14 protein-coding genes are annotated in these 23,634 nt (G+C 46.6%); 6 read left to right on the top strand and 8 right to left on the bottom strand.

Annotated elements, in window-relative coordinates; genetic code table 11:
- Positions 1-452: 452 nt before the first annotated feature.
- Positions 453-1,214, bottom strand: coding sequence for a DeoR family transcriptional regulator (locus ACRRS1_RS17370; protein WP_432463735.1), 762 nt, complete (start codon positions 1,212-1,214; stop codon positions 453-455).
- A gap of 270 nt (positions 1,215-1,484) precedes the next feature.
- On the opposite strand from ACRRS1_RS17370, the gene ltnD reads away from it, so the two are divergent.
- The 5 genes from ltnD to ACRRS1_RS17345 all read left to right on the top strand — a co-directional run bounded on the left by ltnD (position 1,485) and on the right by ACRRS1_RS17345 (position 6,608).
- Positions 1,485-2,393 (top strand): L-threonate dehydrogenase, encoded by a 909-nt coding sequence (gene ltnD / locus ACRRS1_RS17365; RefSeq protein WP_432467267.1) that lies wholly within the window; start codon positions 1,485-1,487, stop codon positions 2,391-2,393.
- Entirely contained in the window at positions 2,393-3,649 is a 1,257-nt protein-coding gene (gene otnK, locus ACRRS1_RS17360; protein WP_432467268.1) for a 3-oxo-tetronate kinase, read from the top strand. Before ltnD ends, otnK begins: the two co-directional genes overlap by 1 nt.
- The gene (gene otnC, locus ACRRS1_RS17355) at positions 3,646-4,278 is read left to right on the top strand and encodes a 3-oxo-tetronate 4-phosphate decarboxylase (RefSeq protein WP_432451938.1); all 633 of its coding nucleotides are present in this window, start codon (positions 3,646-3,648) and stop codon (positions 4,276-4,278) included. The genes otnK and otnC overlap by 4 nt, the downstream gene beginning before the upstream one ends.
- Complete coding sequence (gene otnI, locus ACRRS1_RS17350) at positions 4,278-5,054, top strand: 2-oxo-tetronate isomerase (protein WP_432460007.1); 777 nt, start codon at positions 4,278-4,280, stop codon at positions 5,052-5,054. The genes otnC and otnI overlap by 1 nt, the downstream gene beginning before the upstream one ends.
- Positions 5,055-5,156: 102 nt before the next feature.
- Positions 5,157-6,608 carry a GntP family permease gene (locus tag ACRRS1_RS17345; protein ID WP_432451940.1) on the top strand — a complete coding sequence of 484 codons (1,452 nt, stop codon included), beginning with the start codon at positions 5,157-5,159 and terminating at the stop codon, positions 6,606-6,608.
- Between the two features lie 268 nt (positions 6,609-6,876).
- On the opposite strand, the gene ACRRS1_RS17340 is transcribed toward ACRRS1_RS17345, so the two are convergent.
- The 4 genes from ACRRS1_RS17340 to ACRRS1_RS17325 all read right to left on the bottom strand — a co-directional run bounded on the left by ACRRS1_RS17340 (position 6,877) and on the right by ACRRS1_RS17325 (position 18,509).
- Complete coding sequence (locus ACRRS1_RS17340) at positions 6,877-7,971, bottom strand: HD-GYP domain-containing protein (RefSeq protein WP_432451941.1); 1,095 nt, start codon at positions 7,969-7,971, stop codon at positions 6,877-6,879.
- Positions 7,972-7,982: 11 nt separating this feature from the next.
- Positions 7,983-12,623 (bottom strand): transporter substrate-binding domain-containing protein, encoded by a 4,641-nt coding sequence (locus ACRRS1_RS17335; RefSeq protein ID WP_432467269.1) that lies wholly within the window; start codon positions 12,621-12,623, stop codon positions 7,983-7,985.
- A 703-nt stretch (positions 12,624-13,326) separates the two neighbouring features.
- Positions 13,327-16,878 carry a pyruvate:ferredoxin (flavodoxin) oxidoreductase gene (gene nifJ, locus ACRRS1_RS17330; RefSeq protein ID WP_432467270.1) on the bottom strand — a complete coding sequence of 1,184 codons (3,552 nt, stop codon included), beginning with the start codon at positions 16,876-16,878 and terminating at the stop codon, positions 13,327-13,329.
- Positions 16,875-18,509: an NAD(P)-binding protein gene (locus tag ACRRS1_RS17325; RefSeq protein WP_432467271.1), complete on the bottom strand. Its 1,635-nt coding sequence runs from the start codon at positions 18,507-18,509 to the stop codon at positions 16,875-16,877. Before ACRRS1_RS17325 ends, nifJ begins: the two co-directional genes overlap by 4 nt.
- A 705-nt stretch (positions 18,510-19,214) precedes the next feature.
- Here ACRRS1_RS17325 and ACRRS1_RS17320 point away from each other — a divergent pair.
- Positions 19,215-20,786 (top strand): methyl-accepting chemotaxis protein, encoded by a 1,572-nt coding sequence (locus tag ACRRS1_RS17320; RefSeq protein WP_432451945.1) that lies wholly within the window; start codon positions 19,215-19,217, stop codon positions 20,784-20,786.
- 325 nt (positions 20,787-21,111) lie between these two features.
- Here the strand turns inward: ACRRS1_RS17320 and ACRRS1_RS17315 are convergent, their stop codons facing one another.
- The 3 genes from ACRRS1_RS17315 to ACRRS1_RS17305 form a co-directional block, all read right to left on the bottom strand.
- A complete protein-coding gene (locus ACRRS1_RS17315) occupies positions 21,112-21,624 on the bottom strand; it encodes a cytochrome b/b6 domain-containing protein (protein ID WP_432451946.1) in 513 nt (170 codons plus the stop codon).
- Positions 21,617-21,901 (bottom strand): PepSY domain-containing protein, encoded by a 285-nt coding sequence (locus ACRRS1_RS17310; protein ID WP_432451947.1) that lies wholly within the window; start codon positions 21,899-21,901, stop codon positions 21,617-21,619. Before ACRRS1_RS17310 ends, ACRRS1_RS17315 begins: the two co-directional genes overlap by 8 nt.
- A 79-nt stretch (positions 21,902-21,980) precedes the next feature.
- Entirely contained in the window at positions 21,981-23,633 is a 1,653-nt protein-coding gene (locus tag ACRRS1_RS17305; protein WP_432467272.1) for a phosphoethanolamine transferase, read from the bottom strand.
- Position 23,634: the final 1 nt, after the last annotated feature.

Here is a 23,634-nt window from a genome sequence, read left to right as displayed (position 1 = left end):
GTAAATAATTGTGTAACTTATTATTTAATTTTAAGGGTGTTTTTAAGTTATTAATTTTATGTAATTTTTATGTTTTTTTGTTTATTCGTATATGAAATAAGATTTATTCAATCAATTGGTAAGATGACAAAATTGGCTGGAAGGAAAGTTGCCTATCAAACAAATAAAATCATCGAATTGAACCAATTAGGTGCATTGATGAACATTTATGGGAGGGTTTTGCTTGGTGGATTGTTGCAGATAATTGAAGTGAAGCTGACCGCAGCATGTGGAATACCTGCGTGATTAAGGGCTGCTCTTCGATTGAAGCAAGAGTAGCACGCGACCAAGCAGGGGTCTTGCCGTTGCTTGGTCGAGCAAAGCATATTAAGCGTCGCTTCTCAAACATGAGTTTGCGTGATTGTTGTGAATAACCGAGGACTCGGCTGCGAAGCGGTCAGCTTGATGGGCAGCTATCGCGGAGTTAGCACGGTGATCCCTTTCTCTTGTAACTCTTGTTGAATGCTCTGTGGAAAACTTGAATCGGTAATGATGATGTTGAATTGATTAATGTCTAGGGCGTGAAAAGTGCCTACTTTTCCGTATTTTGAGGCATCAGAAACTAAAACGACATTCTGCGCGGCTTGCGCGATGGCTTTTTTCACGATGACTTTGGGCTCACTGGGGGTGGATATTCCTTTTAAGTTCCAAGAAGACGTCGACACAAAGGCGATATCGATATTCATACCAGATAGAAATTCAGCTACCTTGCTGCCAATACAAGATTGATTTTCTCGATCAATTCGCCCGCCAGTATGGTAAATCTCACTGTGACTATGCTGGATCAGAAAATTGGCAATCACAAAATCATTGGTGACGATCACTAAATCGGAACGCTCACTAATTAAATGGGCTATTTCTAGGGTTGTCGTTCCTGCATCCAAATAGACGGTACATGCTTTGGGAATGAGAGGGCTGGCTAGGGCGCCAATGGCGACTTTTTCCTGTGCGTGCAGGGTGGCTTTTGCATCGTGAGAGGCCTCTTGATGGATTTTTTGAGTCAGTTGAACGCCACCGGAAACCGACAATACTTTTCCTTTTTGTTCTAGCTTTGCGATGTCTCTTCGTATTGTCATATGCGAAACATCTAATTTTTCTATCAGCTGGTTAATGCTGATGAGCTGCTGCTGTGAAAGTAGTGACAAGATTAACTTATGGCGTTCTGCTGGGATCATTCAGATTTATTATTTATGAGAGTTGGTGATGTTTGTATCTTAACAGTAAGGGATAAAACTGTGAAGTTGTGTTAATAATTGTTAGCTAGAATATTGTCTTGGCAGATGCTAAGCGGGTTTGTTAATGGTAATGCGATTTTTTTACCTGAATTTAATATTAATATTGCTGTTTGTGAGTTATATCTCAGGTTTCTTCACATTAATTAACATATAATCACACCATGGAACATAAATTAACACACTGTATTCAACATGTTTTGGGAAAAGACGATGGATAATCAAATAGTTAAATCGGTAGCTGTGATTGGTTTAGGCTCGATGGGGATGGGGGCAGCGAAATCTTGTGTCCGTGCAGGTCTCGATGTTTATGGGATTGACCTTAATCCAATGGCTTTAGAGACCTTAGATCATTTTGGTGCCAAAGGTGTATCGACAGATGCGAAGCAATTTGCGCCGCTGCTGGATGCAGTGTTACTGCTGGTGATAAATGCCAAACAAGTGACATCGATCTTGTTTGATTCCGGTTTGGCAGAAAATTTAAAGCCAAATACGGCAGTCATGGTTTCGGCCACTATTTCAGCTCAAGATGCGCAGCAAATAGACGCAGAGTTGAAAAAACATGGTCTGTTGATGTTGGATGCCCCGGTATCGGGAGGTGCAGTGAAAGCCGAAGCGGGTGAGATGACCATTATGGCTGCCGGTTCTAGTGCGGCGTTTACCAAGCTTGCGCCAGTATTGGATGCGACAGCTGCAAAGGTTTACAACATTGGCGAAGCCATCGGTTTGGGGGCAACCGTGAAAATTATTCATCAGCTTTTGGCGGGAGTGCATATTGCGGCGGGGGCCGAAGCTATGGCATTGGCAGCACGGGCGCAAATCCCATTAGATGTGATGTATGAAGTGGTGACCAATGCTGCGGGGAACTCTTGGATGTTTGAAAACCGTATGAAGCATGTGGTGGATGGGGATTATACACCCAAATCGATGGTGGATATTTTCGTGAAAGATCTCAATCTGGTGGCGGATACGGCGCAAGATTTTAAATTTCCATTGCCGCTAGCCAGCACCGCCTTGAACATGTTCACCGCTGCTAGCAATGCTGGTTTTGGCAAAGAAGATGACAGCGCGGTGATTAAAATTTTTGACGGTATCAAATTGCCCGGCATGGAGGAGTCATAATGTTACTTGGTGTGATTGCAGATGACTTTACTGGTGCCACCGATATTGCCGGTTTTCTGGTAGAAAATGGTATGCGAACGGTACAATTAAATGGTGTTCCGAGTTTGCCGATAGAGATTGAAGCAGATGCTGTAGTGATAAGCTTGAAATCACGTTCTTGTCCGGTCGATCAGGCAATATCCGACTCACTGCTGGCTTTAGCATGGTTGCAGGCCAAAGGTTGCCAACAGTTTTACTTCAAATATTGCTCAACCTTCGATAGCACGGCACAAGGTAATATTGGTCCTGTGACGGACGCGTTGTTGGCAGCACTGAACGAAAATTTCACGATTGTTTGTCCGGCCTTGCCTGTGAACGGTCGCACGGTGTTTAACGGGCATTTATTTGTGTTCGGTGAGCCGCTGCATGAATCTGGAATGCGTCATCACCCCGTCACTCCAATGATGGATTCAAACTTGGTTCGTCTGATGAATGCGCAGTCTGATGGCGATGCTGGTTTGGTGAATTATCAAGAGATTGAGCAAGGTAGCCAAGCACTCAAGGCAAAATTTGCTGAGCTACAACAGCAAGGCTTTCGTTACGCAGTGCTTGATGCGTTCAATGCGCAGCATTTAGCGACAATAGGGGAGGCGATTCAGTCGCTAAAATTAGTGACCGGGGGCTCCGGTTTAGCGGCTGACATCGCTCAACATTGGGGGCGAAGTGTGGCGGAGCAAACTGCAGCCAAAGCGCAAGGCTTACCTCGTCAAGCAAAAACGGTGGTGCTTTCTGGCTCATGTTCAGCGATGACCAATCAACAAGTTGTGGCTTACCAAGCGCGAGCGCCACACTTTGCGGTGGATGTTGCTGCGTGTATCAATGATCCATCCTACAGCGAAAGTGTAATGCAGTGGGTCATCACGAACCTCGACGGTGAATTTGCCCCCATGGTTTATGCCACGGCCGATACTGAGACACTCAGTGCAATTCAAAGCCAATACGGTGCTCAAGCCTCAAGCCATGCAGTGGAGTCCTTTTTTAGTTTGCTCGCTCACCAACTAAAAGAGCATGGTGTGGTCAATTTTATTGTTGCTGGGGGCGAAACCTCCGGTACGGTGACCCAAAGTCTTGACGTTGCGGGTTTTCACATTGGTCCTCAAATCGCTCCCGGTGTGCCTTGGGTCAAATCCCTTGATGGCTCGCTGTCGTTGGCGCTGAAATCGGGCAATTTTGGTGATCCGCAGTTCTTCTTTAAAGCACAAGGTTTTCTTGCATGATAGAGCAACAAATTAGACAACAAATGGTCGACTTAGCTCGCTCTATGTTTGAACGAGGCTATGCGACGGGTGGCGCGGGAAACTTATCCGTTAAACTGCCCAATGGGCACTTCTTGGCGACGCCAACCGGATCATCATTTGGCCGATTAGTGGCTGAGCAGCTCTCGGTCGTGGATATCGACGGTCATTTAATTTCTGGGCATAAGGCATCGAAAGAAGTCGCTTTTCACTTGGCTATTTATCGTAATAATCCAGACTGTAACGCCATTGTACACCTACATTCGACTTATCTCACGGCATTGTCGTGTTTGGATAATTTGACGGTGGAAAATGCCATTCGCCCGTTCACACCATATTACGTGATGCGAATTGGGCAGCTGCCAGTGCTTCCATATTTAAGACCGGGAGATCCTAAAATAGCCGAAGACTTGGGTAAACAAGCCGCCGACTATCGAGCGTTTTTACTTGCCAACCACGGACCGGTGATCACCGGTAGTGATTTAGTGGATGCAGTTGACAATGCCGAGGAGCTGGAAGAAACAGCAAAACTAATGTTCTTACTGAAGGACTATCCAATTCGTTATCTCAGCGACGCAGAAGTCGAAGACCTAAAAGGGAGAGGCAAGTAATGGCCAAATTCGCAGCAAATCTAACGATGTTATTCAACCACGTGGACTTTTTGGAGCGTTTTGAGCAAGCCCATCAAGCGGGTTTTAAAGCGGTAGAGTTTTTGTTTCCCTATGCCTATGAACCAAAAGTATTGGCAGATAAGTTAAGTCAATTTGGCCTTGAGCTGGCGCTGTTTAATATGCCGCCGGGTGATTGGGATGCAGGGGAGCGGGGTTTTGCGGCTATTCCTGGACGGGAACAAGAGTTTAAGCAAAGTGTCGACACTGCGATGATGTATGCGCAGGCACTCAACTGCAAAAAAGTCCACGCCATGTCAGGTCTTGTGGATCCGCAATTTAGTGAGCAACAGCATGTCGACACATTCATCAGCAATATTCGTTATGCCGCAGACCGATTTGCTGAGCAGGGAATTGAGCTGATGATCGAGCCGCTTAATTCTCGCGATGTACCTGGCTATTTTGTGTCCCATCAGCGGGACGCCGTCGCGCTTATTCAGCAAGTTGAACGCACCAATGTAAAACTACAATTTGATTTGTATCACGCACAAATCATGGATGGAGACGTCACCGTGTTGATGGCGGATTTGGCGGACGATATTGGTCATGTTCAAATCGCTTCGGTTCCCGATCGCAATGAACCTTCAGATGGTGAACTGAATTATCCATATTTGTTTCAAGTATTAGACAAGGTGGGGTACCAAGGATGGATTGGCTGCGAATACAAACCTAAGTCAAGCACTGAAGCTGGTTTAGGCTGGGTCAGACCTTACCTTTAAGCAACACATAATAAGAACGACAACCAAACTCACTGCCTCCTTTCAAGGAGGTAGTAGCTAAACACAACTGAAGAAATATAATCTGATAGGTAGGACAATATAATGGACGCTGCTCTTATAGGAATTATAGTCGGGATCATTGCCATGATGGGGATGATTATTAAAACACGGATCCCCGTGGCATTGGCGATGGTTATTGCCAGTATCATCATGGGTTTATTTGCCGGAATGGCACCAACGGAACTGATTGGTGCGATTAAAGCGGGTTTTGGTGGAGTGCTTGGTGGCATTGGTTTAATTATCGCGTTTGGCGTGATCATGGGGGCATGTTTTGAGCGCTCCGGGGCGGCGATTCGAATGGCAAAAACCTTCGTGAAGCTCTGTGGTAAAGGACGTGAAGATATAGCGCTTGGTCTCACAGGGGTGCTGGTGGCGATCCCTGTATTCTGTGATTCGGCCTATATCATTTTGCACTCACTGGTGCGTGCCATTTCACGCAATACCGGAAAATCTGCCGTGGGCTTAGGGGTCACATTAGCGCTTGGTTTGCTGATCACTCACGCCTTAGTGCCGCCAACGCCTGGCCCAGTGGCAGTTGCTGGCATTCTTGGTGTGGACTTGGGCGTATATATGTTATGGGGATTATTGGTCTCTATTCCGATGATGCTGTTGTCCTTGTTTTATATTCGAAAAATAGGCAAAGAGTACTACCGCGTGCCAAACGGTGAGCAATGGATTACTTCCGAAGCGGCTTGGGCGAATTTAGATACCGTGCAAGCAGCCGACGAGAAAAAACTGCCAAGTAACTTTCTATCTTTTGGACCGATCCTGATCCCGATAGCGCTGATCTTGGCGAATACTATTGTTGGTAAAGGAGATTCGACTTTCCACGCCTTATTGTCATTAGTCGGCAATCCTGTCGTGGCGGTAGGGATTGGCGTATTAATGGCGCTCTATGGTCTAACGCGGAATATCGAACGCAAAGATATGGTGGGATCGATGGACGATTCGCTGGCCACTACCGGTCTTATCTTAGTGGTCACTGGTTGTGGTGGCGCAATGGGCGCAGTGCTCAAAGCATCCGGTGCTGGCCCTCAGGTGGCAGAAGCGATTTCAAGTAGTGGCATACCTCCTTTATTGGTGCCATTGGCGATAGCCTCGATGTTGCGTTTGATCCAAGGTTCCGCGACGGCATCAATGATGGTTGCTGCCACCATGGCATTACCATTGGTGGAAACCTTGGGTCTGGATCCGGTCTTTGTTGCATTGGCATGTGCGGTTGGCCCGGTTGGCTTCTCCCATCTAAATGACTCTTACTTTCATATCATCAGTCGTACTTTGGGGATTACCGAGTTGGGGGACCAATTGAAGATCTGGAGTGTGACTTCGACCATTGCTTGGGCAATTGGCGCGAGTATTGTGATGCTCCTAAACCTTATTTTTGGTCAAGGGGGGACCCTGGTGGATCCGATCGTTCCTTTCGCGGTACTCGGTGGCATTATGCTTTGGATGAAAAGCAGAGAAAAACACGGCAGCTTAGTATCGCAGCATTAATTTAAGCCATTGAATTATACCAATCGGATTACTTATATGAGCCATTTATTATGCAGAATAAATCTGCCGATAATGAGTTAGATGGGTATTAAAAGGCGGTCGAAGATTAACTGCCCTCAGTAAGTGAATGAAGCTTATTGAGGGCGGTTGTTTTTTACTTAGCAATGGGGGGCTGAGTTCTTGAAAACTATCTCTGAACCATCCTGTTTGTTGTTTCACTGCTCAGAGTGATGTTGGTTTGCCTGAAACTTAGTGGCGCAAAGGACATTTATTCGTCTTCATCTTCGGCAAATTGTTGGGCAATTTTTATAAAGGACGCTTCTAAGGCGATAAAGGCATCGACTAAAGCGGGTTCAAAATGGCTACCGCGTCCCTGGAGGATGATCTCTTTGGCACTTTGGTAACTAAAAGCTTGTTTGTAGCTGCGCTTATTGATCAGTGCGTCATAGCAGTCGGCAATGGCCATTAGCCGTGCCGAGAGCGGAATTTGCTCCCCCGATAAACCCCGAGGGTAACCGCTACCATCCCATTTTTCATGGTGGTTATAGGCAATCTCTTTGGCGATGCTTAAAAAACTGGACGGTCCATACTCTTTCTCGGCCTTTAAGATGGCATCGCGCCCATATTCTGAGTGTTTTTGCATTTCTTGCCATTCAGTTGCATCGAGAGGCCCGGATTTAAGCAGAATTGCATCGGGCACGCCGACTTTACCAATATCATGCAGCGGTGCAGATTTAAATAATAGTTCAACGAAGTCGTTGTCGAGCTGAGCGGTATAGAATCCTTGCTCTCTTAAGTACTCTGCCAATAGTTTGATGTAATGCTGAGTTCGTCGCAGGTGTTTACCGGTTTCGTTATCACGGGTTTCAGCGACCGAGGCCATGCAATAAATCGCCACATCTTGGGTGCGCGAGATCTCTTTGGTTCTTTGATTGACCAGCTCTTCAAGCTGTGAATTCTGCTGTTGTAAGGTTTTGTGCATTCTGGCTAAAACCATATGGGTGTTCACTCGAGCACTCACGATTGGCAGGCTAAAGGGCTTGGAGATGTAGTCGGCCGCTCCTAGGTTGAAACCATGAATTTCCGATTCCACATCGCTTTTGACGGTTAAGAAAATAATCGGAATGTCTTTGGTTTCGGGCATGGCTTTGAGCTGTTGGCAAACCTGATAGCCATCCAATCCCGGCATTAATACATCCAATAAGATGAGATCAGGTAAGAAGCCACGTCTGATCCGCTCTAAACCTTGTTCGCCATTTTTAGCCACCGAAACCACAAATTTCTGGGCGAGCAACTCCACTAGCACATCGATATAAAATGTTTCGTCATCAATAATCAGTATTTTTTCTGTTGGCTTAAGCATGCTGGTGTAACCTATCCTTTTTTATTGATATGTTCGTCTAGCACCGTGAGGGCATTGTCGAACTCAAATTCGTTGATCAGTCTGACGAGCTCATCATAGAGTATACGCGGTAGCTTATTTTCAAATTCAGTAATGGTTTTCTTGGCCTGTGGATTGCCTTCTTCTAGTAATTCTCGAAGCGGCGTTAATAGAGCTTCGGCGCTAGTATTGAGCACAGTTGTTGGTGATTGACTGACGATTTCAGGGGCTGAGCTGGGTGGAGCAAGACTGCTGGCAAGTTGTTCGAACAAGTGCTTAAACTGGTGCTGAAACTCCTGCCATTGTTGGCTGGCAAAAGCTTGCTCTGCTTGGGCGATGAGCGGTTCAAAATCGGTTGCTGCTTGTTCAAGCGATTTGGCACCAAGGTTACCTGCGACCCCTCTAATGGTGTGAATAATGCGTTTTACATCGTCAAATTGTTGTAGCCTACACGCTTGAGAAAGGGTCTCTAATTCTTGGTGATGCCTGCTATAAAAATCACTCAGTAGTTTTTGGTAAAGCTGTGCATTGCCGCCGACTCGGGTGATCCCCCATTGGCTATCTAAGCCGTCAATGACTGGTAATGGATCTTCGGCTGGAGCGTTTATCACCAGCGCTGGCTCAGTATCTGGCTGCGCTTGAGGCGCAAGGTATTGGCTTAGTACTGAGAATAATTGCTCGGGATCGATAGGTTTCGCTAGGTGAGCGTTCATGCCTGCTTCGAAACATCGTTGCTGATCTTCTTTCATTGCATGAGCGGTCATGGCAATAATCGGGAGTGTGGCGAAGCGGCTATTTTTGCGAATGGCTCGAGTGGCTTCAAAGCCATCGAGTACTGGCATTTGTATATCCATTAAGACTAAATCGAAGGGTTCAGCTTGCAGCATATCGATTGCTTGTTGACCATGCTTGGCAATGCTGGCTTGCAGGCCCATTTGGGTCAGCATTTCTTTGGCGAGTTCTTGGTTAATGGGGTGATCTTCCACTAACAATACCTTGCCCTCAAGTAAGTGGGGCACCATCGCTTGAGTTGCCAGTGAACTGCTTGGCTGTTGATGAAATAGCTTCATGATGCAATCAAATAATAGTGAAGCGTTGAGTGGTTTAATTAAGAAGGCGTCAAGTTGTTCTTTTTCTACCTGCCGCGATACATCTTCACGCCCATAGGCGGTGACTAAAATGATTGCGGGCATCATGCGAAGAGGCATTTCTTTGATGTATTTACTCGCTTCAATGCCATTCATTCGTGGCATTTTCCAATCCATTAATACCAAGCGATAGGGATCTTCCGGTTCGATGTTGTTGTGTCGGTCAAGCATATCGATGGCGGTTGCAGCGTTACTCGCGCAATCAACTCTAAATGAGAAGGAGTGTAATATTTCGCTGCTAATGTCTCTGGCCAATTGGTTGTCGTCGACCACCAAAACTCGCATATCTCTGAGTTCGGCTTGCAACTGTTGGTCGTATTGTTTGTCTTCGGAGTAAGCTAAGTTAAGCTGAAAGCTAAAAGTACTGCCTTGATTTTCAATGCTGGTGGCGCGGATTTCTCCCCCCATCAGCTCGACTAATAATTTGCTGATGCTTAAACCCAGGCCGGTACCACCATGGGTTCGAGTGAGGCTGTCGTCGGCCTGAGCAAAGGGCTGGAATAATTTACTGAGGTTGTCTTCGGAGATCCCAATGCCGGTGTCATTGACCGAAAACTCAAGGGTAACCCGGTTTGGCACCGATTCGAGCAGTTTGATCTTCACCACAACTTGTCCCTGCTCTGTAAATTTTATGGCATTTTGAGTCAGGTTAATCAGGATCTGTTCCAGCCTGAGAGGGTCGCCAATCAGGATATCGGGCACTTTCGGATCAACATCCATGAAGATATCTATGTTCTTCTCTATTGCTTTTGGTGCCAAGAGATTTGATAGGTTGTAGACAATTTCACTTAAATGGAATTTGATTTGCTCTATTTCTAGCTTGCCAGCTTCGACTTTAGACACATCTAAGATGTCATTGATGACGCCCAGTAGGGTGAGCGACGCGCGTTTTATTTTGTTGGCGTAGTCTTGCTGGGTATCATCCAGTTTGCTACTGAGCATCAGATGTGTAAAGCCGACGATAGCATTCATCGGGGTCCGGATTTCATGAGACATATTGGCTAAAAACTGACTTTTAAAGTTATTGGCCTGTTCTGCACTTTGTTTGGCTTGTGCGAGCTTTTCACTACTCAGCTTTAATTTATCCTTGGCGATAGCAAGTTTTCTATTCCAAATGAAAATCACAATGATAATTGGCAGTGCAATCATGCAAGTGATTAGAATGGCTCGCCAAATTAAGTAGTTATTTGCTTGATGCTCAAAGTCAACTGAAAACCAGTGGTTCTTGATCTGCTTCATTTGTTGTGCCGATATTCGGTCGATAGCCTGATTGAGGATGGGCATTAATTCAGGCCAATCTTTACGGACGCCAATCGATGCTTGGTAAGAGTAGGGACTGGGTGCGGCTATCTTGATATCGGCGATGCCTAACTCGGTTAATGATAAGGAAGTGGAGTCCAGGATCCCGATGTAGGCATCAATTTCGCCAGCACTTAAGCTTAACAAGGCTTGTTGAGGTGATGAGAAAGGAAACTGTTCGAGTAGTGGGTAATCTACCTGTAGTTGGTTTTCTAAGTTGTGGTGATTGAGCACCCCCACTCGATGTCCGACGAGATCTTCAACACTGCTCACAAATTGGGTGTTGTCCTGCACAAATATCATATAGGGGCGAGTTAGGTAGGGCTTACTGAACAGCATTTCTGCTGTTTCTTGTTGATTTTGTTCGACATAGGGAACCGATGGGACGATATCGACCTCGGCTTGCTGGAGAGCTTGTAAGGTATTTGACCAACTACTTGTTTCAGAAAGTTTATAGCTTACGCCAATAATGTTGGTCACGATATTCAGAACTTCTGAAGAGATACCGCCAAAGGAGCCTTTTTCATCCACAAAGCTCAAGGGGGCAAATTTAGGGTCTACGCCAATGTTCCATTGTTGGTGCTGTTCTAGCCAAATATTTTGTTGGTTGCTTAGATTGAGAGGGAGGGCATTGATGAATTGTTGGCGGTTGTTTACCCAGTGACTGAGTATGGCTTGGCGTTCGGCAACGCTGATACTGGCTAAGGCTTTATTCAGAATGCCGACCAAGGGTTGCCATTGTGGGTCTTGATGTACCGCAAAGCGTTGTAAGGCGAAAGGCAGCTGAGGGTCACCGCTAAAGGAAATATTACTGAGCTGTAAGTTTTGTTTTAACCACGAGATTACCGCTTGATTTCCCACATACGCATCAACTTGTTGAAAGGAGAGAGCCTTCAAGGCATCAGCGGTGGAAGGGTAGGTTTTTAAGTTGATCTCGGGATGACTTTTACGCAGTACATCGATAAGGAAGAAGCCATCTTCAATGGCTAGCGTTTTCCCCGAGAGCTGAGCTAAGTCACTATATTGCTTGCCTTCGCTGTTGCTGACTATGACTTTCACTGCGCTGAAATAGGGGAGGGTGAACCATAAGTCTTGTTCTCGGTCTGCGGTTTGTACAATGGTAGTGCCGAGCTTAATTTCTCCTTTCCTTAACTGCTGAACCATGTCTTTGAAACGAGCATTGCTTTTCACTTTTAAGCTGATCCCTAAACGGTTCTCGATAAGCTCTAAATATTCGGAGAGGACTCCGCTATGTATGCCTTGTTGGTTGGTAAAGTCTACCGGTGGCCAATTGCCATCAACGCCAATGGTGATCTCTGGATGTTTCGCTAACCAGTCTTGTTCTGTCGGGGTTAAGTTGAGCTGAACTTTGGCATTATTGATAGCATTTAATTTTGGGGGCAGATATTCCCAGTGAAAACCGCTCCATTTTGCAGAAATAGCATTTTTGTCCTGATTGGATATATCTGCCAAGTGGCGATTAATTTTAGCTAACAACTGTTGATTATCGCGCTTTACAGCTGCGCGGTAGGCTCGGTCATACAGCACCGACGTAAAGGCTTCAAAACGAACGCTCACCGGATGATCACTGAGGTATTTTTTTAGATAGATAGCTTGGGTGATGAACAGCTCAATCTCTCCAGTGATTGCGGCTTCAAATAGCTGGTTGTAGCCGGAATAACTATGTATATCAGCCTTGGGGTAATGTTCTAGCAGCCATTGATGATGGTAGCTACCCTGAGTCACGCCGATGGAGCGTTGGTTGATATCGAGGTTGGTATCAAGTTGAGTTAAGTTGGGGTTGTAGTATAGGGAATAAGCGCTATGTAATAAGGGCTTAGAAAATGCCATTTGGGTTTCACGTCGGGCGCTGCTGAACAGGCCTGCAATCGCATCCACCTTTCCTTCATTTAACCAGCGTTGAGTTTCACTGTTGTTTCCTCCGATAAACTGGATAGATTGTTGGCTCTTCTCGGCCCATATTCGCCAGAAATCGATCAGAACGCCGCTGGCTTGACCAGATTCGTCTTGATATTGAAGGGGGGCACTGTCGATCCGATAAGCAATTTTGAGCGGTTGTTGCGCATCAACTTGAGCGAAAGTCGATTGGGGGGAAACAATCAGAAGTAAGCAAATGAGACAAGTTGCGACCAAACAAAAAACACTTTTGCCTTTTATTTTCTGCATGCATCCTCGCTTAATTTGCTAAGTCATCGTTATTTAGCTGCGCACGATTTATCCCTCTATGGGGTCATCTGTTAGGGCTAAAAAGAGCGTATATCTTATGGGCTAGATGAAAATTCCTTTTGTTTATTTAATATACCGACTTGATATATCGGTGACAAATAATAATCATTTATCGTTTAAGTAATATGTTTTATTTTAGGGCTAGCTCATTGTTTTAACATTCATTATCGAGTTAATTAAAGATTAGACTACAGGCTTTTAATCCCATAGTAATCGTCGCTATCTTGGGGACTTTAGTTAAACTTCATAAACCTCGGTGGCGTAAGCTCGATAGCTATCTAGAACATTCTGTATTGAGCGAGATGGGTCGTCTATTGAACATCGGTCGGCCAAGCTCGCTAAAAATGAACAAGTTTAGGATATGAAAAGGCTCCTTTGTTTTGCTGATTCGAATACTTGGGATTATGAGCCTCAGCGGCACCCTTATGCAGGTAATCAATGGTGACAGGGATGGAAGAGATATGTCAGGGGGAATCCCCAGCTAAAGTTTTGCCCTGCAAAGTCAAAGGTCCTGTTCGGTTCTGTTAATTTTGTCGCGTCAGCGCCTGTTCTTTTCGCGCTTTGTTTAAGGTGTATCTGTTTGATTTTCACGCGCGCATCGGAGCGAAGGAGAGTATGGCTGGCGCCGCCTCTCCCTCTTTGTTTAAAGTTCACGCCGTGCATCGGGATGGAAATGGCTGGCATCTCGATGGGCCATTTCTTCGTAGGTGGCCCATTTTTGACGCGCCACCTGCTCGGCAATATCCATTAAACGTTGCGCCTCTTCGGGCTGGCTCTGGGCTAAGATCTGGTAACGATTCTCCTGTTCTCGGTAGTGTTTTAAGGGCACGCTGGGGCGTAAGCTGTCTAGGGCAAAAGGGTTCGCTCCCTGCTGGCGCAGCACTGGGTTATAGCGAATTAATGGCCAGTGCCCACTGAGGACTGCATTTTGTTGCTGCTCTAAACCTTTTTGCATATCAATACCGTGGGCAATGCAATGTGAATAGGCTATCACTAGTGAAGGGCCGGGATAGGCTTCGGCTTCACGTAAGGCCAACAGCGTTTGCTGAGGATCGGCGCCCAGCGCGACTCTTGCCACATAAACATTGCCATAGGCGATGGCTTGCAGGGCCACATCTTTTTTGGCCATGGTTTTTCCGCCGGCGGCAAATTTAGCCACCGCGCCTAGCGGGGTTGATTTACTCATTTGGCCACCGGTATTGGAGTAGACTTCGGTATCCATGACTAAAATATTCACGTCTCGGCCGGAAGCCAATACATGGTCTAAGCCGCCAAAACCAATGTCGTAGGCCCAGCCGTCGCCGCCCACTATCCATACCGAGCGACGTAACAGATAATCTAATACCGAGCTGAGCGTTTGTGCGTGAGCATGGCCTTTAATTTGTTGCATTAGTTGCTGCAGGCGTTGACGTTGTGCTCTGAGTTGGGATTCAAACTGCTGAGGCGCGTTGAGTACCGCTTCGATGAGTTTTGGATCGAAGGCGGGTTGCCATTGCTGTAGTTGTCTCTCGGCTTCGCGTCGCTGTTGATCGGCGCTGAGTCGCAGACCCAAACCAAACTCGGCATTGTCTTCAAATAGCGAGTTTGACCAAGCGGGTCCTTGGCCCTCGGCATTTTTTGACCAAGGAGTGGTGGGTAAATTACCGCCATAAATAGATGAACAGCCGGTGGCATTGGCAACTAACATACGATCGCCAAATAGTTGGGTAATCAGTTTCAAATAAGGTGTTTCACCGCAGCCACTACAGGCCCCGGAAAATTCAAACAGCGGCTCAAGAAATTGCACTCCATGCACAGTGGAAAAATCCACACGACTGCGATCGTTGACTGGCAAACTTTCGAAAAAAGCCAGCGCGTCACGCAGCGGTTGTTGCTGTTGCGGTTTGGGCTGCATGGTGAGCGCTCGCTGTTGTTCGGGGCCGCGCACCGGACAGGCCTCGAAACATAATCCGCAACCAGTACAATCATCCCCGTAGAGCTGCAAAGTATAGTGGGTATCGGGAAAGCCTCGGGCGGCCAGAGCTGCCGACGCAAAACTGCTGGGCGCCTGGGCTAAGTAAGCTTGATGATAGAAACGGGCGCGCAGCGCCGCATGTGGGCAAACGATGACACAGTTTCCGCATTGAATGCAGGCCTCGCTGTCCCATTTGGGCAGTGTGGCGGCAATGTTACGTTTCTCATAACGGCTAGAGCCGCTGGGCCAAGTGCCATCATCGGGCAGCATCGATACCGGAATTTGATCGCCTAAACCACGGATCATCTTGGCGGTGACCTGTTGCATAAAGGCCGGAGCCTGCGGGCTGAGCGCGGGGCTCAGTTGTCGTGCCGAATTTGTCTGGCCTAAAGTCACTGCTCGTAGCGCGGCGATACTAGCATCGACAACGGCATGGTTGGCCTCGACAACTTTAGCCCCCTTGCGTTGATAGCTCTTGGTAATGGCTTGTTTCATGGCGTTTAAGGCTTGCTCGAGTGGCAGAATGTTGGCCAAGGCAAAGAAACAGGCCTGCATAATCGTGTTGATTCGGCGCCCCATGCCGCCAGCGAGGGCGACCGCGGTGGCATCAATCGCATATACCTTGATTTGTTGCTCAAGAATAGAGTGCTGAGTATCTGCGGTGAATGAGTCCCAAAGTTGTTGGTCATTCAAGCTGCTGTTGAGCAACAAACAGCCTTGTGCTTTGATTTTGTTCACTAAGTCCATTTGTCGTAATAATTGCGGTTGGTGAACCGCGACTAGGTCGGCGTGTTCCAGCAAATAGGGCGCATCTATCGGTTGTTGGGCAAAACGTAAATGCGAAACCGTGGTTGAGCCAGACTTTTTAGAATCATAAACAAAGTAACCCTGCGCATAATACCCCGGACGTTCGGCGACGATTTTAATGGTGTTTTTATTGGCCCCAACCGTTCCATCGGAACCTAAACCATAGAACAGTGCGCTACTGACGCCGGTTTCTGGCAAAGTCATTTTGCTATCAACTGTTAGGCTGAGGTGACTCAAATCGTCGTTGATACCAACGCTAAAACGAGTTTTAACTGGCGAAGCGCGTAGGGATTTAAAGACCGCATCGGCCATGGCTGGGGTGAATTCTTTGCTGGATAGGCCATAGCGCCCACCACAGACCTTAATATGCAGGCGCTCGGGGTGTTCGTGGATCACCGATTGAACATCCAGTAGTAATGGTTCGGCTTGTGAGCCGGGCTCTTTGGTGCGATCAAGCACTGCTATCCTTTGCACCGTATTTGGCAATACCGCCAAAAAGTGTTCGCTGCTAAAGGGACGGTATAGCCGTACCGTAACCACACCAACTTTTTCGCCTTGTTGACAGCGGTGCGCGACCACTTGTTGTACAGTGATGCTCGCCGAGCCCATCACCACCAGTACTTCGCTGGCGTCTGCGGCACCATGATAATCGAAGGGGCGATAAGGTCTACCGCTTAGGCTCGCGACCTGCTGCATCACATCGGCAACGATGCTGGGGGCGTGTTGATAATAAGGATTGACGCTCTCGCGAGCCTGAAAATAAACGTCGGGATTTTGAGCGGTGCCTCTAATTTTTGGGCGTTCTGGTGAGAGCGCGCGTTGGCGGTGTTGCCACACCCAGTGATCGTCGACCAGCGGCTTAATTTGCGTGGCGTCCAGAGCGGCAATTTTATTGACTTCGTGGGAGGTTCGAAAGCCATCGAAGAAATGCACAAAGGGAATGCGGCAGCGTAGGCTTGCGAGATGGGCCACTAAAGCCATGTCTTGCGCCTCTTGCACCGAGGCCGATGCGAGCAGGGCAAAGCCTGTGGCGCGCACTGCCATTACATCTTGATGGTCGCCAAAAATCGATAATCCTTGAGCAGCCAAGGCGCGAGCGGCTACATGAAATACCGCTGGGCTTAGCTCTCCAGCAATTTTGTACATATTAGGGAGCATTAACATCAAGCCCTGAGAAGCGGTAAAGGTGGTGGCTAAAGCGCCGCCTTGCAGCGCGCCGTGAACCGCGCCAGCCGCACCGCCTTCACTTTGCATCTCAATGATTTCTGGTATTTGTCCCCATAGGTTGGGTTTTCCTTGATTGGCCCATTCATCGGCCAATTCAGCCATGGTTGAAGAGGGGGTGATGGGATAAATGGCACAAACTTCACTAAATAAATAGGCGATTCGAGCCGCTGCTTCGTTACCGTCGAGGGTGAGCATGCGTGGTTTCATTGGTTTTCCTCCTCCGTATCGATCATGGTCATCGCACCACAAGGACATTGGTTTACACAGGCTTGACAACCAGTGCAACGTTGATAGTCGATGGCATAACCTTGTCCTTCGCCTTGCTTACTAATGGCTTGTTGTGGGCAAGCGCCATAGCAGCTGTCACACTCAAAGCAATTGCCGCAGGAGTAGCAGCGTTGGGCTTCAAATTGAGCCTGTTCAGCGCTTAAACCTTGAGTGACTTCGCTAAAATCATCAACCCGTTGTTCGGGGGAGAGTTGATTTTTGGGATTGACAGGGGCATCAGTTTGATACCAGAGGTGAAGCTGTTCGGCGGTGGCGATTTTTGCTTTTGGGGGCGTGGTTAGTTCTGTTTGTTGTAACCAAGTATCGATGCAATGGGCGGCCTTTTTGCCGTGGCCTGTGGCAATGGTCACAGTGCGTAGCGAAGGCACCATATCACCGCCGGCAAAAATACCTTCGGCACCGGTCATCATGTGTTGATTTACTTCCACCACTCCATCGTGATAACGGATCTGTTCGAACTGGCTGAGCAGGCGAGTATCGACGTTTTGTCCGAGGGCTAAGATCAGGCTATCGGCGGCAAGTGTTTCAAACTTACCGGTGGGTTGAGGGTAACCTTGTTCGTCTAATTCCATCAACTCGACGGTGAGTTGTTGTTCGCTGAAGTCTTTGATGGTGCGTAACCAATTGATTTGCACTCCTTCTTCCAGCGCTTCATAGGCCTCAAACTGGTGGGCGGGCATATTCGCCATGTCGCGGCGATAGATGATCATTGGCTCGGCGCCAAGGCGTTTGGCACTGCGGGCTGCATCCATGGCGGTATTACCTCCTCCGTAGATGGCGACTCTACGACCGAGATTGAGTTTTTGGCCCTGTTCGATGGCTTCTAAGTAACTGACGGCATCGATGATCTTGCTCGCTTCTTGGGCTGGGATCTCAGTTTTCTTGCTGATGTGAGCGCCAATGGCAACAAAGGCGGCGGCAAACCCACCTTGTTCTCGCTCCTGTTTTAGATCGTCGACTCGGTGGTTGAGAGTGATTTTTACCCCCATTCTAAGTAAGCGGTAGATCTCGCCATCCAATATATTTCTCGGTAAGCGATAGGCCGGAATGCCAAAGCGTAGCATGCCGCCAGCGCTGTTGCCGGCATCGCGTATTTCTACGCTGTGTCCTAAACGAGCTAGGTGGTAGGCGGCGGCTAAGCCGCTGGGACCAGCCCCCACAATCAAGATGTTTTTGCCACTCGGCGTGGCATTGTATTCTGGTAGCCAGCCTTCGGCTAAGGCGACATCGCCTAAGTAACGCTCGATGGCGTGTACCGAGACGGCTTGATCCACCTCATTGCGATTACAGGCTGCTTCACAGGGATGGTAGCAAACTCGGCCATGGATCGCTGGGAAAGGATTGTCGTTCATCAATACCTGCCAAGCTTGTTGTATATCACCTTGTTGAGCTAGTGATAGCCAAGCTTGGATATTTTCTCCCGCCGGACAGGCAGCATTACAAGGTGGCAGCAGCGATTGATAAATTGGTTTTCGTTTTGCGACGGCACCTGTGCCATGGCTCAAGGTAAGGTCGGGAGGACTTGATAAATCGACAGATTTTGCTTTCATCAGGGTTCCTTAAGTTCAGTGCACCATCTTGCCGCGCTAAGAATAGGCAATAGCTTGCCATTCGTTAGTCGCTAACGATGCTATGGCACGGTGTTATGAAGGCAGGTGATTCACTGCCGACGCTAAATCTTAAGAAATCAAAATTAGTAAAAATTTAGCATACGCTGCATTTTATGAGAGCTATCTAGATCAAAATTTATCAAAGGATCCATGTAGGGAGTTCACAGTTTTAATTTATATATTAGTAATGTCTAAAATAATTTATGGCCGCTTATTAGCAATGCTTTTGAAATAAAGTGAAAATGTTTTTGGCTTCGCCGAATTTATTATATGAATCAAAGATATTTCTAAGTTTTTGAGTTTGATTGAGAACCTTAAAGGTTCGATGGCTTTTTGATTTATCGGCCTGGAGTGCGAATCTACGGGGATTGTCGTGGATACTTTAGTTTGCTAGTTAGTTAAATATATTAAAAAAACCGAGTGATGAATATTCATGGTTTTATCTGTTGAAGACTGTTTTTATGACTCTAAACATATTATTTCTACGGATAGCTATCAAAATTCAGAGCAATATTTTGAAAAACAAACTAATGATAAAATAGAAGACAAATATCAGTGTATTACATATTTGTTAAATACATAAATTGTTTTTTTTATGTGTATTTTTTTGTGTATATTTATATCTTTTAGATTTAAGTATTCGTTATGGCAGTACAACAGCACGTAACTCAACAAGAAGTCGATTACTCTGAATTTGACAGTCTGATCTCTACCACCGATAACGATAGTTATATCACTTATGCCAATCAAAGCTTTTGTGATGTAGCAGGTTACTCGGCCACTGAGTTATCTGGTCAACCACATAATATTATCCGACATACGGATATGCCCAAAGTGGCCTTTGCCCAGATGTGGGAGTACTTGCTATCGGGCCGAAGCTGGATGGGTTTAGTCAAAAATAGCTGCAAAGATAGCGCTTATCACTATTGGGTGAGTGCCTTTGTTACGCCGATTAAAAATGAACAGGGTGAAACCATTGAATATCAGTCGGTGAGATCACGCCCTGAACGTGAACAAATTAAACGAGCGGATGCGGCCTATAGTCAATTGCAGCAAGGAAAAAAACCGCAGCGTTTATTGGGCTGGCGACATCACTATGCTTCCTATATGTTGCTATTAACGCTAAGCATGTTGGGCTTGCTGGAATGGCAGGCTTTGACTGCGGGAATGTATTGGTTGGCCGGGGGAGGCGCTTTACTTGGTGCTGCCAGCCTATTTTTCGGTTGGCGACAACGCTCGCGGATTCAACAACTGAATCAACGAGCCCAGCAGGCCTACCACAACCCTTTGATGGAAAATCTTTACACTGATCATTATGATGAGTTTTCGGCCATTGAATTGGCCTTGCGGATGCGCCAAGCTGAATTGCGTGCAGTGGTGGCTCGCACTGGGGAAACCACAGGCGATATTCTGCTGTCTGCCGAGGATGAATTGGCGACCATGCAGTCTATGAAACAGAGTCTCTCTCAGCAAAACGATGAAACCACTCAGGTCGCTACAGCGGTGACCGAGATGGCCCATGCTACTCGAGAAGTGGCGGAAAGTGCCGAGTCAGCATCGCAGCTGACCAGCCAAGCCAATACCGCGGTGGTTGCAGGGCGACAACAGGTTGATACCACGATCGACTCGGTGCAGGCTTTACATAAGGAGTTAGCAAACTCCCAAGCAGTGGTGAGTCAATTGGCTGAAAGTAGTCAGCAAATTGAAGGGATCCTCGATGTGATTGGTTCGATTGCCGACCAAACCAACTTGTTAGCTTTGAATGCGGCCATTGAGGCCGCTCGAGCTGGCGATGCTGGGCGCGGTTTTGCTGTGGTGGCGGAAGAGGTGCGAAACTTAGCCCAGAAAACGCAAGTTTCTACCGAAGAAATCCATACCATGATTAATAATTTGCAAACTACTGCTGAGCAGGCAATTTCAACCATGGCCTCGGGTGAGGTGCTCTCTGAGCAATGTTTAGTGAATGCTCAGAATACCGGAGATTCGCTGATTGAAATTGGTGATATGTTGCATCGTGTGACGGATACTAGTCATCAAATTGCAGTGGCAGTAGAAGAGCAGGCCACGGTGACCGAAGAAATTAATCGTAACTTGATTAATATTAATAAGCTAACCGAGGAAACGGCGGTGACAGGGGATGAGTCGGTCGAGCGTACGGGGATGTTGGTCGATAAACTACAAGCCTTACAGCGCTTGATTCATCAGTTTCAGGCTTAATATGCCAGAAGCGAGGACTTGTAGACTCGAAGTGGTCGATGTTGCTTCGAGCTGAGTTTGTTTGCAGAAGGCGGGGATTCTTCTGTTCAAAGGCTGATAGGTATAGCGCCTGAGCTGCGATTAAAGTGAAGCGGTAACATAGTCTGGTCGCTGAGCGCTTTGAACCGAGCGTTGGGATGATGTGCGGTTCTTAAATAAATCACCTCAAGGGAGAGTTTGGTGTAATTTATTTGAAGCAACAATTGTCGCGAAAATAGTCATTCCAGTGTCGTCGTTTTGTACAGTCAACACTGCAGTGGAACTGCATTGTTGACTGTACACCAGATTAGTTTTTACGACCCCACAAAATGCCATTGAGGTAAGGGTTGCCGGTGATTTTGGTCATGATGATCACCGCTGAAACATGGATTGCAACGGCGATCATACACAGATCAGCTAGTAATCCATGGACTTTCTCAAGCCACTCCTCTCCCCAGAATAGATCGGTCTGGGTTGCCCAGCCCGAAAGACCAGTAGCAATCAGTAAAAACCACATGAGCCAGATCATCAAAGCACCTGCGGGATTGTGCCCGTGGTGTTGATCTTGCCTGCTCACAAGCACCTCCTTTAGGTGAGCAATACCTGCTGCGATTGACGGCCTAAAAGTACTGAGTCGAGCCGGTGAACGGGTAATCAAGCCCCAGACTAAACGCGTCGCAATAGCGGCTAAGACCCCATAGCCTGCCCACTGATGCAGTTCGCTGCCTTCTTCCAGCAATAAAAAGTTACTTAAAAATAGTATTGCAACGGTCCAGTGAGTCAGTCTTACTAGCCAATCCCAAACGTAGTGTTTAGTCATCGATTTCCTCTTTTACTTTTTCCATGTTGGTTGGGTTAAAGTAAATTTCTGCTCGTTTTCCTTGCTTGGTATGACCGTAAAGTTCATAGCAACTAGTGTGGGTTCTTTTAAATACTTTGATTTTGTAACCCATTTCTTCAACCCGCTGTTGGGCTTGTTCGATGGGGATCCAAGTACTTTCAGGCTGTTGAGTACAAGTAGGGTCGGCTAAAGCCACAAAGGAGGTTGCGGCTAGGATACATGCAATAAGTTGAGTTGACATTTTAATCGGTGACATCTTGTTCTCCTGTTCGTTTAGTTTCAACTTCATCATAAGTTGCAAAACTTAAGGAAGACTTAAGGTTTGACAAAATAGGCTAAAAAGAGCTGTTTGTAAGTGAACGACAAGGGCTGAATATATCTTCAGAGGCATGGTATTCCTGAGTCGAGACATCCATTAAACCGAGTAAGGAATGAAATAGATTGTCGTGGGAATAAGGCTTATCACGAGAAGCGTTTAAACAGCTTGAGTCGATATGTTTTTGCTTCGCAAAACCTGGAGACATCCAAAACAGCAAGGGAACCTTGGTTTGAGTTTCTGGGGCTAAGCTGTAGGGCATGCCATGCAGAAACAGGCCATTTTCACCCAGTGATTCTCCATGGTCTGAGACATAGATCAGCGCAGTATTGTATTGTTGCAAACTTTGTAAGTGTTTTATCACTTGTGCGGTGACAAAGTCGGTGTAGCGAATGCTGTTATCGTAACTATTTTGAATTTGCTCTATCGAACAGTTTTCAATATCGGCTCGTGGACAATCGGGTTGATAGGTTGCCATTGAACTTGGGTAGCGTTGAAAGTAGGTGGGGCCATGGCTCCCCATCAGATGCATCACAATCATACGATTCCCTGACATCGCCGAGATTTGTTGATCGAGATTTTCCAATAGCACCATGTCATAGCAACTATGACCATTACATTGTTGATCTTGTCGCGAAGTATCTATATTGATGAGAGGAATGTTTTTTGCGACTGCTTTATCGCCTCCATCATTTTCCTTCCATAGTAAGTTAATACCAGCTCGTTGCAGAATATCTAACAGGTTGTCTTGGTGATCGGCTTGCTTGCGATTGAAGTTAGCTTTATTCATGTTAGAAAATAAACAAGGTACCGATACTGCAGTGGCTGTGCCGCAGGAGGACATATTGGAAAAGAAGAACGGGTGATAGGCTTGGGTATAAGCGTTAGTATCACGAGCATAGCCATGGTATTGATAGTTTTGTGCGCGGGCGGTCTCACCTAATAAAAAGATGATTAAGTTCGGCTTATTTGCACTTGTGTTCGCAGCAGCATTTGCTATTTGTTTGGCGTCGGTTGCGAGGGTTTTATAGACCATGGGTTTGCTAAAGTAGCTGTCTTTGACCTGCCCATAGGCACTGTAGACAAACTGGGTCGGAATAATCATTTTGTTTAAATAGGAATTATTTCGACCGACCGACGAGTAGTCTTGATAATACAAAGCTGCGATTAATAGAATACCCAAAACAGATAGGATCATGGCTAAGCATTTTTTAGCGATGAAACGAATAAAGGTGCGCTCTTTTTTTATTGGTAATAGTGCGAGTAGAACACTTGGTAGAACGCCTAAGCCAAGGATCCAGGTTAGTGAATATAAGCTGATATATGAGCTGGCTTCACCAGCATTGGTTTCCAAAATATTAACCAACATATCCTGGTCAAAAATGGTGCCATAGTTAAAGCTACTGTAGCTGACAATACTCGATAATAAGATCAATAGAATAAAAAATGGTTTAAACAGAAACGGCCAAGAGAACAGCTGAAATATCAGGTTTAAAGCGAGTATAAAAAATAGCGGAATGCTTATGATGAAACCTAGTTTTACTTGTTCGAGGTGGCTGAATATCTCACTTATTTTGGCGTATATGGGAAGGTTAAGTACCACTGCAAAATACAGGGCGATGAACAAAGTGGCGAGCCAATAGGGTAAGGCGAATCTAGTGAATGAACGCATG

Origin of the sequence: Agarivorans sp. Z349TD_8 (assembly GCF_050870825.2) — a bacterium.
In the GTDB taxonomy this organism is placed as follows: Bacteria; Pseudomonadota; Gammaproteobacteria; order Enterobacterales; family Celerinatantimonadaceae; genus Agarivorans.
Note: the sequence above shows the minus strand (reverse complement) of the source record. Positions and strands in the feature narration are given on the sequence as shown.